Here is a 13680-nt window from a genome sequence, read left to right on the forward strand (position 1 = left end):
AAGAAAACCTGCATGTATATATCGGAGTGGCTCTGAGAATCATTTATTGAAAGGAGAGAAAGATTATGACAGACAAAAAAGTGAAAAGTATCGGTACAGAAAAAACTGCTGCGTGGGCTGAGCAGGCCTGTTGGGATCCGGAAACCCATGTGACGGTACCCAGTGAAAAAGCTGTGGTGGAGGCAAAAGAATGGGTAGAAGAAAATAAAAAATAGATTTTGTAAAGTCATATCTTGCAAAGAGATATGACTTTTAGTTTTTATTTAATTAATTTTTTGTACAGGATGCCCGAAGAGATGTCTTTAGCCTAGTATCCGCCTTGGGGCTTTGCGCATATATTGGTACTAAAGCGAAGAAAGGCGTGATGTTCGTGATTATTCACGTAGTAAGACCTGGTGACAGTATATACTCGATCGCCCGTCAGTATGGTGTTTCCTATACTAAAATAATAGCAGACAATGAGCTTGCTGATCCGAGCCGACTAGCGGTAGGGCAAACTATCGTAGTATTGGATGGAACGAGAACACATACCATTGCAGCAGGGGAATCCTTGTTCAGTATTGCGCTGCAGTATGGTTTAACTATGAATCAACTGATTGCTGCAAATCCACAGATTACAGACCCGGCACGAATTCTTCCCGGACAGGTGATTATTATACCTCCGAGAACGACCAGGCTAGGCACGATTGAGGTAAATGGATATGCATATCCCAATATCAGTATGGAAGTTCTCCAAAAAACATTACCAAACCTCACTTATCTTAGCATATTCAGTTATGAGGTAAATCCAGATGGGACTTTAAGAGCTCCCGAAAATGATACTGCCTTAATTCAGGCTGCCAGAGCAGCCAATGTGGCACCGCTGATGGTAATTACTAACTTGGAGGCAGAAGGCGGATTCAGCAGTGATGTAGCAAGGGCCATTCTGAGCAGCGAAGAAGTTCAGGACAGATTGTTGACCAATATTCTAACAACCTTAAGTGAGAAAAACTATTATGGCCTGGATATTGACTTTGAATACGTTTACCCTGAAGACAGAGAGCTTTATAATAATTTTTTAAGGAGAGCTACAGCCAGATTGCGGCCCCAGGGATATACCGTAACAACAGCGCTTGCTCCCAAGATCTCTGCTGAGCAAAGGGGAATTCTCTATGAGGCCCATGATTATCCGGTGCATGGCGCTTTAGTGGATCACGTGATCTTAATGACCTATGAGTGGGGATATACCTTTGGTCCGCCAATGGCCGTAGCACCGCTGAATGAAGTAAGAAGAGTATTAAATTATGCAGTTTCAGCAATCCCAAGACAGAAGATATTGATGGGAATCCCGAATTACGGTTATGAGTGGACGCTGCCTTTTACACCTGGATCAAGAGCTACCACTTTGTCTAATGTGGGTGCAGTAGAACAAGCCATAAGAGTCGGTGCTGCTATACAATATGACACAATAGCCCAGTCTCCTTTCTACAACTACTATGATCAGCAGCGGCGACAGCGTGTGGTTTGGTTCGAGGATGCTAGAAGTATTGAGGCGAAGCTTAGACTGGTGAATGAATATAATCTTGGAGGTGTAAGCTACTGGACCATCGGTAGATACTTCCCGCAGAACTGGCTAGTGCTGCGTGCGATGTATGATGTGAGAAAAGTTTTGTAATCTATCTTATTTTTACATTTCCCCTATGTCTTATACAGATATGGGGGTTTTTATTTCTTGTCGTTTATTTATGTAACACCTGTCTTTCCAAACGCATACTGTATAGTAGGTAAAGGACAAGAGTGAAAATTTGATATGGTTATGAAACCAAATTTCCTTTGGGACATATACTACCAATGCAAAGGGATAAAATTTTGAAAGGAGGTTAAAGACAAAATGGAATATGGTTATTTATTAAATCCTATCACTATGGAGCAGACACATTCTGAAAAATTCCAAGAATATATGAAACAATATGAAGGAGCATCTGAAAGACAAATCATGTCAGAAATTATGAGGGTTCGCGGTGAGGTATCCAAGGAAGTTGTCGATAAACATATTAAGAACCTGGAACTCATGGGACAAATGGAAGGCTTTTCAAATGCAGAAGTAAGAGAGAGAATTGCCATGGTGAAAAATATGCTTATCGTCAATGCTCCTGCCGCTTCCAGTAGAACGGTAGAGACAACACAGTTTGGAGGTAGCAGCTTACTACTTTGGTTCTTGCTGCTATCGGCTATTTGGAGAAGACCATTTTTCAGAAGACCTGGTTTTGGTCGTCCGGGATTTGGATTTCCAGGATTTGGATTTTAAGGTTTTAAAGGAAAAGAGATCTCCATCCTTGCATGGAGGTCTCTTTTATATAATAGGGGTTGTAGATGAAATCCCCTGCCGCCTTTAAGAAGGTGCTCAGACAGCTTTGCTGTCGTCGACGCTCTTTTTATAGGCAAAAAATGATCAAAATTATCAAATAATAAAAATAGTAATATAATTCAGTGAAATCTATGATATAATAAATAATTATTCATTATGCGAATTTTTAAAATGAGATGCAGGGAATAAGCAATATAGCTGGATTAAACGAGCATTTATGTAGCAAATCCTGGTTGGAAATAAGCCAAAAGATTGATAAATATTAATAAGGAGTTGAGAATATGCAGTGTTGTGGGGGAAAAGGTAAGAAAGTTGAGGATGCTAATGCATCCGGAATTGACGTAAAAAAACTGGACCATATATTGGAAAAATACCGGAGTGTACCGGGCAGTCTGATTACTGTATTACAGGAGGCCCAAGAGATATATGGTTATCTTTCTATGAAGGTGTTGCATTATATTGCGGAGCAAACGAATACCAAGCTTGCCAAGGTATATGGCGTAGCCACCTTCTATACCCAATTCAGACTAAAACCTATAGGTAAATACTTAATCATGCTATGCCAAGGTACCGCCTGCCATGTAAATGGAGCGAAAAGTGTTGAGGCTGCCCTCTGTGATGAATTAGGCATCCGGGAAGGAGAAACAACAGAGGATTTATTATTTACACTAAATAATGTAGCCTGTCTGGGTTGCTGCAGCTTATCTCCTGTAATGATGGTTAACGGAGAGACTTATGGCAATCTTACGCCAACAAAAGCGAGGGAACTCATCAAAGAGCTTCGAAATAAACATATGGAGTCAAAGGGGGCATAAGCATGCGATTGATTGTTGGATTTGGCAGTTGTGGTATGGCAGCAGGGGCAGGCAAAGTATACGCTGAAATAGAAAATGAAATCAAAAAACGCAAACTAAATATTGATTTGCAGATCACGGGATGTATCGGCATGTGCTACCTGGAACCAATTGTTGATATGATCAATGCTCAGGGAATTAAAAGTACATATGTGAAGGTGACACCGGAAAAAGTAAGTGAAATTATATCTAAGGCGATTATAGAAAAAGATGGTGCGAACCAGTATAGAATGGATCATGAGGACAAATATATATTGGAAAAACAGAAGCGAATAGCCATTCGAAACTGCGGCATTATTAATCCTGAGGAAATCCATCAGTATATCAATCGAGGAGGATATGCAGCCATTGAAAACTGTATCCGTCATAAGACGCCGGAAGAGGTTATCGAGCAAATAAAAATTTCAGGACTGAGAGGACGGGGAGGTGCAGGGTTTCCTACATGGTTCAAGTGGAATGCCGCGCGTCAGTCTATAGGAAGCCCTAAATATATTGTATGTAATGCGGATGAGGGGGATCCCGGTGCATTCATGGACCGCAGTATTTTGGAAGGAGATCCCCACGGCTTAATTGAAGGAATGCTCATTGGCGGATATGCCATAGGTGCAGAAATTGGAATTATCTATGTGCGGGCAGAATATCCCCTGGCGATTGTCCGGCTGGAAAAGGCGATCCAGCAGGCAAAGGAGAAAGGACTGTTAGGAAACAACCTTTTTGGCGAAAACCGATTCAATTTTGAATTAAGGATAAAAGCCGGTGCCGGTGCTTTTGTATGCGGAGAAGAAACAGCACTGATTGCTTCCTTAGAAGGGGAAAGGGGTATGCCTCGCCTAAAACCGCCTTTTCCGGCACAGAAAGGTTATTGGCAAAACCCTACCAACATTAACAATGTTGAGACCTTTGCAAATGTGCCTTGGATTCTAACCCATGGGGGTGAGGCCTATGCCGCACTTGGAACAGAAAAAAGCAAGGGCACAAAGGTATTTGCCCTTACCGGAAAGATAAAAAAGGGAGGCCTTGTGGAGGTTCCTATGGGAATGCCCCTTAGAGAAATCATTTTTGATATTGGCGGTGGGATTCTAAATGACAAGCAGTTTAAAGCTATTCAAATGGGAGGACCTTCAGGAGGCTGTATTCCTGAAGACTTATTAGATACACCGGTAGAATATGAATCCATCATGAAAACAGGTGCCATTATGGGATCCGGAGGAATGGTGGTAATGGATGAGACCACATGTATGGTAGATATGGCACGCTTCTTTTTAGATTTTACAAGAAAGGAATCCTGTGGAAAGTGCATACACTGTAGAGTAGGAACGAAGAGAATGCTTGAAATATTAAATAGAATTTGCGATGGGCAAGGGAAGCATGGAGATATTGAACTGCTGGAAGAGCTTTCAATACAAATAAAAGAAGGGTCTTTGTGTGGTCTTGGACAAACTGCACCGAATCCTGTATTGAGCACCATTCGGTATTTCCGTAAAGAATATGAAAGGCATATTTATGATAAAAGATGTCCGGCAAAACAATGCAGCAGCTTAATATATTATAAAATTATCGGAGCAAACTGTGTCGGTTGTGGCCTTTGTAAAAAGCATTGTCCTACAGACGCTATAAGCGGCGAAAGAAAGCAAATCCATCAAATTGAAAAAGAAAAATGTGTAAAGTGCGGTAAGTGTAATGAGGTTTGTCGTTTCCATGCAGTTGAAATTGAATAAAAAAAGTAAGGGGGAAATATATGCCGTACATTCGATTAAATATAAACGGTAAAGAAATAAAAGGACTAAAAGGCCAGACAGTTTTAGAAGTTGCAAAGGAGCATGGCATCGAAATACCAACCTTTTGCTATGACGAGAGGGTGGCGGTTTATGGTTCCTGCGGGATGTGTGTAGTAGAGGTTGAAGGGAATCCCAGGTTATTGAGGGCCTGTGCCGCCGAAGCCTGTGATGGGATGGTTATTCAGACCGACACAGATCGGGTGAAGGCATCCAGAAAAATGGCATTGGAGCTTCTGCTATCAGATCACGTGGGAGATTGCAAAGCGCCTTGTACATTAGCATGTCCTGGAAATACCGACTGTCAAGGATACGTAGGTTTGATTGCTAACGGAGAATACAGAGAAGCATTGGAACTCATCAAGGAACAGCTTCCGCTGCCTGCAAGCATTGGCAGGATTTGTCCTCATCCCTGCGAAACAGCCTGTAGACGCCAGCTGTTGGAGGAGCCTGTGTCTATTGCCTGGTTAAAAAGTTTTGTTGCAGATATTGATTTAAAAAGTGAAGAGGTATTCATACCGGAAGTCAAGCCATCTACCGGGAAGAGGGTTGCGGTAATCGGCGGAGGCCCGGGAGGTTTAACGGCAGCTTACTATCTTGCAAAGGAGGGCCATAAAGTAGCCGTCTACGAAGCCATGCCCGAATTAGGTGGGATGTTGCGGTATGGAATACCACAGTACCGCTTGCCAAAGGAAGTATTGAACAAAGAGATAAGTATCATAGAGAAAATGGGTGTAAAAATGCTGACAAGCATAAGAGTCGGCACAGATGTAGATCTAAGTTACATACGGGAGCATTTTAACGCAGTATATATTTCTATTGGTGCATGGAGAAGTGCAAGATTAAATTGTATTGGTGAAGACCTTGAAGGGGTTATTGGCGGAATTGAGTTTTTGACCAAGTTTGCAATCAACCAACCGATTAGAACAGGAGATCGAATTGCAGTGGTAGGAGGAGGAAACACTGCAATGGATGCTTGCAGGACGGCCATTCGACTTGGTGCAAGGGAGGTTTATGCCCTATACCGCAGAACGAAGGAAGAAATGCCGGCTTCTCAAGTTGAAATAAAAGAGGCTGAAGAAGAAGGAATTACTTTTAAATTTTTAGTAGCACCGATTGAGATTGTTGGCAATGATGGGAAAGTATCAAAGATAAGACTGCAGAAAATGGAGTTGGGAGAACCGGATAAAAGCGGCAGAAGAATCCCGGTTCCCATTGATGGAGAAGAAGAAATTATCGAAGTAGATTCTGTTATAGCCTCTATTGGACAGATGGCAGAGGTAAAAGGCTTTGAAAACATAATGCTAACGGATAGAGGGACGATTGCTGCGGATGAAAACAGTTTTTTAACCAACTTACCGGGTGTTTTTGCCGGTGGGGATGCTGTTAATAATGGAGCGGGAATAGCCATTGAAGCCGTTGGAGATGCTAAAAAGGCTGTAGAAGTAATCAACAGGTACTTAGAAGGGGAAATCATACCTTATCAAAAACCATTCTATGTAGAACGACATGACTTGAGCCCGAAAGATTTTGCAGAACGGGAAAAAGTATATCGACCAGAGATGCCTCACTTATCCCCTGAAGTACGAAAAATAAATTTTGAAGAGGTAGTGGCAGGTTACAGTGAGGAAGCAGCAAGAGCGGATGCCATGCGATGTCTGGAATGCGGCTGTCATGATGTCTTTGAATGCAAACTGCTGCATTACGCAAATCAATACCACGTACAACCGGAAAGATTGTCAGGTGAAGTGCATAAAAGAAGTATAGAGGATGGACATCCATTTATAAGCAGAAACAGTGATAAATGTATACTATGCGGGCTATGTGTCAGAATTTGCGACGAGGTGATGGGTGTAGGGGCTTTAGGGCTCGTTGACAGGGGATTTGATGCCATTGTAAAGCCTGCATTGGATATGCCGTTAAAAGAGACTTCCTGTATTTCCTGCGGACAGTGTATTAGCGTATGTCCTACAGGTGCCTTGCAGGAAAAACTTAAAATTCCAAAATCCGTTCCTGTAGAAACACATCAAACAAATACGGTTTGTTCATACTGCAGCATTGGATGTAATATGAATTTGAATACAAAAGGAGATTTGTTGGTCAAGGCGCTGCCTGTAAAAGAAGATACAGTGGAGGAAGGATTGCTCTGCGTAAAAGGAAAATTCGGGTTTGACGTAGGGCAAAAAGAAATGCGGATTACCAAGCCACTTGTTCGTAAAGAAGGGGTATTGCAGGAAGTATCATGGGAAGAGGCAGTACTTTATACAGCGAAAAAAGCACAGAGCTTATCTTTGCTCTATGGCAGCAGCTCATTGGCATTGTCGATTTCAGATCGATATACTAACGAAGAGATCTATCTTGCAACGCAGTTAGGGAAGAAAGTTCTAAATACAGAAAATACATGTTCTTTTAGTCGTGTTTCAGGAGGAATTAAAGATGTTCTGGGATACGATGCATCAACGAATACTTTTGATGAGTTGCTGGCAACAGATACGATTCTCTTAATTGGATCAGACATTATGCGGGATCACACAATTATAGGGCTGAAAATTAAAAAGGCTGTAAGACAGGGAGCAAAGCTTATTGTCATCAATCCTTTTGATTCGTTAGCCGACGAGTGGGCATACAAAAAAGTAAGGATTGAAAATGATATTGTATTCTTAAAGGAAATGGTTAAAGCAGTGATAGATGGAGGCGTTAAATTCCAAAACGATCAGGCTATTGGCTTTGAAGAACTTAAAAAATCTTTAGATAATATTGTTGTAAGGGAAACCGTAAAAGAAATTGCACAGATCTATGGAAATGCAAAAAAAGCGATGATTGTCTTCGATCAAAATTTTTTAACGGCTGATGCGGCTAAAATGATAGCCAATATAGCGGTATTGTCTGGACATATAGGCAAACCGAGAAGCGGAATTATTCAATTGAAACCCAAAAATAACAGTCAGGGGTTAGTAGACCTAGGGATCGATAAAGACGCGAATGAGATTGAGAAAGGTATTCAGGAAGGAAGCATCAAAGGACTGCTGGTGTTTGGAGAAGATTTGTCGAAAATAGATTTGACACCCTTAAACTTTTTGATGGTACAGGATGTATATCTGACAGAAACAGCTGAAAAGGCAGATGTAGTACTGCCTGGTGTTAGCTTTGCGGAATCGAGAGGGACCTTTACCAGTGCAGAGCGGAAGATTCAAAAATTAGAGCAGGCCATACCACCTCTATGCAGTTTAGAAAATTGGCAGGTAATCATTAAGCTGGCCAATGCCTTATGTAACAATATAGAGTATGGAAGTCCTGAGGAGATTTTTGAACAAATTACCTTAAGTGTGCCTGAATATTTCAAAGCCAATAAGACTGGCAGCAAGGGCGTCTTCTGGCCAGTGAATAAAAGTCACGTACTGTATACAGACGGATATCATTTTGAAGATAAAAAAGCAAAGCTGCAGACCGTTGGGGAAGGAAGGCTTTTTGATAAAAAAGAAAGCATAGATTGCATGGAAAAAAGGTTTATTAATATACTGAAGCAGGAAAGTCTTTTATAAAAAATAGAGAATTCAAAAATCAGGCCCGATGAAAAAACTACATGAAAGGTAGATTTTTTCATCGGGCCAAAATTTTAAAAATAAGATGAAAACTTTTGAATAAGTGTATCACAATGGATAAAAATTGACTTAGAGAACATTCCAATTATATAATAACATTAATTAATAATGATTATTTTAAAAATTCTATCAGTTAATTAAAAAAGCATGATTATACCGAAAACATCAAGATTGTACCTGTAAAAAAAGCAGTTTTTCATATATATATATAGTATAGAATAATATTTCAATTTAAGTATGAATAAATATCAGTTGATTAAGTAGGGAGGGATGGCATGAGTCAAGAAGTGAAGGAGCAGTGGCAAGAGGATAACGCTTCCAGTAGAACAAACCTACTGCAGCTGGTGGATAAAAATGTACTGAAAAAGATTTTAGATGCTTTTACAAAAGCTACTGGGTTAACTGCAAATATAGTAGATATTAAAGGAAGATCCATTTTTTCCAAAGCAGATGCTCAAAAGAATTGCAAGTTTTGCCAATTGATTTGGCAATTACAGCAAAATAAAGGACTTCAGCGCTGTAGAGGGGCTTATGCCAGAGCGGGAAAACAAGCTGCCATATTTGGTGAACCATATATTTTCAGATGTCCTGCTGGATTGATTGAATGGGCGGCACCGATCATTATTGGTGGAGAGCACTTGGGATCGATAATATGTGGACAGGTTTTAATGTGGGAGCCTGAAGAGTTTTTTTGGATTGAGTTAAGAGAAATGAACAAAACATTGACAGATGATTTCTACCCATTATTTAATGCTGCGAAAGATCTAAAGGTAATATCGGGCAATCAGGTACAAGGTGCTGCAGATTTACTCTTTGTAACCGCCAATTATATTATGGAAGCCGGATGGGAAAACCTTCGTCATAGACAAGAACTTGCATTGCAACAATCTCTATTGAATGAAGAAATACAGAACAGAAAATCATTAGAAGAAAAGCTAAGTGCCCAAACCTCAAATTTAAACTATTCGCTTGAGAAAGAGCGCGAATTGGTCAGCAAAGTCAAACTGGGTGATATAGAGAATGCAAAAAAAATTTTTCAAGGATTATTAGCAGAGATTTTTATCATTGGTGCAGCTAAACTCCCTGTTATCAAAGCGAGGGTCCTGGAATTAGGTGTTATATTATCCAGAGCTTCTGTTGAAGGTGGTGCCGACTCAAACCAAGCACTAGGGATAAGCACTGAGTTTTTACAAGATGTGAGTAGATTTGACAGTATTGAAGAAATTGATTTAGCGGCAGTAAAAGCATTAGAACGTTATTTGCAAGCCGTTCAACGAAATAATAAAGTGAAGAATCGGCTGGCTATTCAAGAAATAAAAAAATTCATAAGAAATAATGCACATAAAAACTTAGCGCTCGAAGAAATTGCTGCTTCTGTATATCTCAGCCCGTATTATGTTAGTCGGATTTTCAGGGAAAATCAAAATATGACGGTTATGGATTATGTAACAAAGGTGAAAGTAGAAGAGGCAAAAAAGTTATTGCGGGATCCACAATATCAGATCGATGATATTGCTGAAAAGTTAGGGTATTGTGATGGGAGTTATTTTTCCAAAGTATTTCGCCGGAATGAGGGAATGTCTCCTACACAATTTAGGCACAAGGCATAAGTGCTTAGAGGAGGTATGAATATGAATGATATCATTGATCAAATACAACAGGGATTATGGGAGGGGAATGCTCAATTGGTAAAGGAGAAAACCGAGCATGCCATATCTTGTGGGATAAACCCTAAGAATATCATACAACAGGGTTTGCTGCCAATGATGAAGTCTATTGGTCAAAAGTTTCGTGAAGGCGAAATTTTTATACCGGATGTCTTAATGTCATCGCGGGCAATGCATGCTTGTTTATATGCGCTGCGCCCTAGTCTGACCATTTCTAATCAGGTTACAAAAGGTGTAATTGTTTTTGGAACTGTAGCAGGAGATTTACATGACATTGGGAAAAATATGGTCGCCATGATGCTGGAGGGTGAGGGATATACCGTTATAGATTTGGGAATAGATGTTCCAACCACTGAATTTATTTCTGCAGTTGAAATCCACAAGCCAGATGTTTTGGCAATGTCAGCATTACTAACGACCACCATGATAGAACTGAGAGAAGTGGTTACGATGTTAAAACAAAAGGGATTGAGAGATCAGGTTAAGATCATGATTGGTGGGGGACCGGTGACATCCGAATTTGCAAGAGCTATTGAAGCGGATGCTTATGCATCAGATTCATTTGGGGCCATCGAGGTGGTTAAAGATTTAATAACCGGAAAAGAAGATTTTTTTACTATTGCATAATATGCTGGTTGCAGCCGGTTAAAGGAATATTAAAAATAGAAGCCAAAGACTTTATATGCAGTATCGATACCTATACTGCATATAAAGTCTTTGGCTTTTTGCTTCTTATCAATGAGATAATCCGAATGGGCAAGAAATTACCGAAAAGTATATCAATCATCCAGAGACATTCAACAAGGATCTTTAGTATGATTATATCAGAAAATTATTTGACAATTCTGTCAGTAATTAAATCTATAGCGTACGCTTAGTCTAAGAAATGAAACCCCTATTAACAGCAAAGGAGTGAATACTGATGTTTAGATTCTCAACAGATCAATTCGTTTATGACATTGACGGCGTGAAGGTAGGTGGGCAGCCGGGAGAATATCCTACCGTTTTGATTGGGAGTATGTTTTATCGTGGACACAAAATTGTAAAGGATTCTGAAAAAGGTATATTTGATGAAGCTGCTGCCAGAGCACTATTAGATCAAGAGGCTGAATTATCTGAGGAAACGGGCAACCCAAGAATCATAGATGTCATTGGAGACACGGTGGAGGCATTAACAAGACATGCAGAGTTTGTTTTAAAATATACGAATGTACCGATACTCTTTGACAGTGCATGCCCGGAGGTCCGTATACAAGCCCTGAAAAATTTTGCAAAGGATGCGTCAGTGATCAACAGAATCGTCTATAATTCTATCGAAGAAAACTACACGGAAGAGGAACTTGCTGCTATAAAGGAATGCGGCGTAAAAGCAGCAGTAATTTTAGCCTTTAGCAAAAAACATTTAAAACCTGCAAAAAGAGTAGAATTGCTCACCGGAGATGATAAACAGGAAGGTCTAATTCAGGCAGCAAAGAGAGCCGGAATTGAAAAATTCCTGATTGATCCCGGCGTTTTGGATGTTGCCAGCAGTAGTTGGACCACAAAAGCCATTTATGATATCAAGGAACAATTTGGATATCCGGGAGGTTGTGCATCATCAAATGCACTCTATCTATGGAAAAAAATGCGTTCAAAAGGTTCACCCTATTTTGAAGCAGCCGGTGCTTCTGTTTTTACTTATCCTGTTACACAGGGTGCAGATTTTATTTTATACGGACCGATGATGAATGCACCATGGGTATATCGTGCGGTTGCCACTACGGATGGAATCATAGGGTATACCAATAAATTGACAGGCACCAAATTGGGGACTAACCAGCATCCGCTATTAAAAATCTTTTAATAAAACATAAAAAATTTCGCTCAATGGATTTTAAAAAAGTATATTGGAAAGGGGGAAATATTATGTCAAACACAAATAATTCATCAAACCGTACAGTATTGTACACTTCTGCCAGTATAGCATTGTTGTTTGTGGCTTTCGGTATGTTTTTTCCAGTACAGATGAGTGAAGTGGTGAACAAGGTCTTTGCATTTCTGACTATAAAGTTTGGATGGCTATATCTATTATCGGTAGCTGTTTTCATTGTGGCAGCTTTTGGAATTGCTGTCAGCTCTTATGGGAAGATCAAGTTGGGGAAAGAGGATGATGTACCGGAATTTACGAATTTTCAATGGTTTGCTATGCTTTTCGGAGGGGGAATGGGTATTGGTCTTGTATTTTGGTCTATTGCTGAGCCGATCATGCATTACTTGGCGCCGCCGATCGGAGATGGCGGCACAGCAGAGGCCATGAGTACAGCCATGAGAATTGTGTTTTTTCACTGGGGAATTCATGCTTGGGTAATCTTCGCTATTGGAGGCTTAGCACTTGCATACTTTCAATTTCGAAAAGGTCTGCCTTTCTTAATCAGCTCAGCTTTTTATCCGTTGATCGGTGATAGAATCTATGGGCCTATCGGAAAAGCCATTGATATTCTATCGGTGTTTGCTACCATATTTGGGGTAGCTACCAGTTTGGGTCTTGGATCCAGTCAGATTGCTACAGGTCTGGAATACATATGGGGAATTCGATCAACGCCAGGGACAATTTCTATAATCATTGCATTCATGACAGTAATTTTTACCTTAGCCACTGTTTCAGGATTACATAAAGCAATGCAGGCAGCTGCTAATCTGAAAATTTGGCTCTCTGTTGGATTTATGATATTTATTTTCTTATTCGGTGGAATGGTCTATATATTAAATAATTTTACCAGTGCTCTTGGTGCATATCTGCAAAATTTTGTAGGTCAAACCTTATGGATGGATAACATTGATTGGGTAAACGGTTGGACAGTATTTTACTGGGCATGGTGGATTGCATGGGCTCCTTTTGTTGGTCAGTTTGTAGCCCGTGTTTCCAAAGGACGTACCATTCGGGAATTTATTATTGCGGTTACATTACTACCGGTTGGCTTTTCTTTTATCTGGCTGGCAATCTATGGGGGAGCTGCTTTTAATCTCGATAAATTATCAGGTGGAGCAATCCAGGCAGCAGTAAATGCTGATTACACCACGGCACTGTTTGCAACGCTAAAACAAATGCCTTTTTATTTCCTTACTGCGCCATTAGCAATTGTATTGATTGTAGTTTCATTTATTGGGGCAGCCAATTCAGCAACCTATGTCTTGGCCATGCTAACCTCTGGCGGAGATATGAATCCCAGTCAGAAACTGAGAGGATTCTGGGGAATTGCCCAGGGAGCGATAACCATCATGCTGATTTTAGTAGGGGGAACCGCCGCATTAAAAGCTTTACAAACAGCATCCATTGCGGCAGCCTTTCCCTTTATGCTCATTATGCTTGTCATGTGTTTTAGTATCTATAAAGCACTGAAAGAGGATTATGAGGAAGAATCAAAGAATGTATAGAAAATGTAGAAAAAAGATTTT

General features: G+C 40.3%; 10 protein-coding genes. All 10 read left to right on the forward strand.

Going from position 1 to position 13680, the window contains the following annotated elements; all coding sequences use genetic code 11:
- The first annotated feature begins 65 nt into the window (after positions 1–65).
- The 10 genes from Gferi_RS27730 (at position 66) to Gferi_RS19940 (ending at position 13659) form a co-directional block, all read left to right on the forward strand.
- Positions 66–215 (forward strand): CDIF630_02480 family spore surface protein, encoded by a 150-nt coding sequence (locus Gferi_RS27730; protein WP_083273657.1) that lies wholly within the window; start codon positions 66–68, stop codon positions 213–215.
- 155 nt (positions 216–370) lie between these two features.
- Positions 371–1654 carry a LysM peptidoglycan-binding domain-containing protein gene (locus tag Gferi_RS19900; protein WP_069979599.1) on the forward strand — a complete coding sequence of 428 codons (1284 nt, stop codon included), beginning with the start codon at positions 371–373 and terminating at the stop codon, positions 1652–1654.
- Positions 1655–1870: 216 nt separating this feature from the next.
- Complete coding sequence (locus tag Gferi_RS19905; RefSeq protein ID WP_069979601.1) at positions 1871–2287, forward strand: hypothetical protein; 417 nt, start codon at positions 1871–1873, stop codon at positions 2285–2287.
- Between the two features lie 341 nt (positions 2288–2628).
- Positions 2629–3162 carry an NADH-quinone oxidoreductase subunit NuoE gene (gene nuoE, locus Gferi_RS19910; protein ID WP_069979603.1) on the forward strand — a complete coding sequence of 178 codons (534 nt, stop codon included), beginning with the start codon at positions 2629–2631 and terminating at the stop codon, positions 3160–3162.
- A 2-nt stretch (positions 3163–3164) separates the two neighbouring features.
- Positions 3165–4919, forward strand: coding sequence for an NADH-quinone oxidoreductase subunit NuoF (locus Gferi_RS19915; RefSeq protein WP_069979609.1), 1755 nt, complete (start codon positions 3165–3167; stop codon positions 4917–4919).
- Between the two features lie 20 nt (positions 4920–4939).
- Positions 4940–8518, forward strand: a complete 3579-nt coding sequence (locus tag Gferi_RS19920) for an FAD-dependent oxidoreductase (protein ID WP_069979614.1) — start codon at positions 4940–4942, stop codon at positions 8516–8518.
- Positions 8519–8853: 335 nt separating this feature from the next.
- Positions 8854–10188 carry a PocR ligand-binding domain-containing protein gene (locus Gferi_RS19925; protein WP_069979615.1) on the forward strand — a complete coding sequence of 445 codons (1335 nt, stop codon included), beginning with the start codon at positions 8854–8856 and terminating at the stop codon, positions 10186–10188.
- A 21-nt stretch (positions 10189–10209) separates the two neighbouring features.
- A complete protein-coding gene (gene mtgC / locus Gferi_RS19930) occupies positions 10210–10872 on the forward strand; it encodes a glycine betaine-specific corrinoid protein MtgC (protein ID WP_069979616.1) in 663 nt (220 codons plus the stop codon).
- Between the two features lie 295 nt (positions 10873–11167).
- Entirely contained in the window at positions 11168–12088 is a 921-nt protein-coding gene (gene mtgA / locus Gferi_RS19935; RefSeq protein ID WP_069979617.1) for a [methyl-Co(III) glycine betaine-specific corrinoid protein]--tetrahydrofolate methyltransferase MtgA, read from the forward strand.
- A gap of 62 nt (positions 12089–12150) precedes the next feature.
- Positions 12151–13659, forward strand: a complete 1509-nt coding sequence (locus Gferi_RS19940) for a glycine betaine uptake BCCT transporter (protein WP_069979619.1) — start codon at positions 12151–12153, stop codon at positions 13657–13659.
- The last annotated feature ends 21 nt before the right edge of the window (positions 13660–13680 follow it).

Source organism: Geosporobacter ferrireducens, assembly GCF_001750685.1.
GTDB lineage: Bacteria > Bacillota > Clostridia > Peptostreptococcales > Thermotaleaceae > Geosporobacter > Geosporobacter ferrireducens.

What these genes read in the sequence shown, in the direction of transcription:
- Gferi_RS19915 (WP_069979609.1), top strand. Translation starts at nt 3,165, where the DNA reads ATGCGATTGATTGTTGGATTTGGCAGTTGTGGTATGGCAGCAGGGGCA.
- Gferi_RS19940 (WP_069979619.1), top strand. Translation starts at nt 12,151, where the DNA reads ATGTCAAACACAAATAATTCATCAAACCGTACAGTATTGTACACTTCT.
- Gferi_RS19925 (WP_069979615.1), top strand. Translation starts at nt 8,854, where the DNA reads ATGAGTCAAGAAGTGAAGGAGCAGTGGCAAGAGGATAACGCTTCCAGT.
- Gferi_RS19920 (WP_069979614.1), top strand. Translation starts at nt 4,940, where the DNA reads ATGCCGTACATTCGATTAAATATAAACGGTAAAGAAATAAAAGGACTA.
- Gferi_RS27730 (WP_083273657.1), top strand. Translation starts at nt 66, where the DNA reads ATGACAGACAAAAAAGTGAAAAGTATCGGTACAGAAAAAACTGCTGCG.
- mtgA (WP_069979617.1), top strand. Translation starts at nt 11,168, where the DNA reads ATGTTTAGATTCTCAACAGATCAATTCGTTTATGACATTGACGGCGTG.
- mtgC (WP_069979616.1), top strand. Translation starts at nt 10,210, where the DNA reads ATGAATGATATCATTGATCAAATACAACAGGGATTATGGGAGGGGAAT.
- nuoE (WP_069979603.1), top strand. Translation starts at nt 2,629, where the DNA reads ATGCAGTGTTGTGGGGGAAAAGGTAAGAAAGTTGAGGATGCTAATGCA.
- Gferi_RS19905 (WP_069979601.1), top strand. Translation starts at nt 1,871, where the DNA reads ATGGAATATGGTTATTTATTAAATCCTATCACTATGGAGCAGACACAT.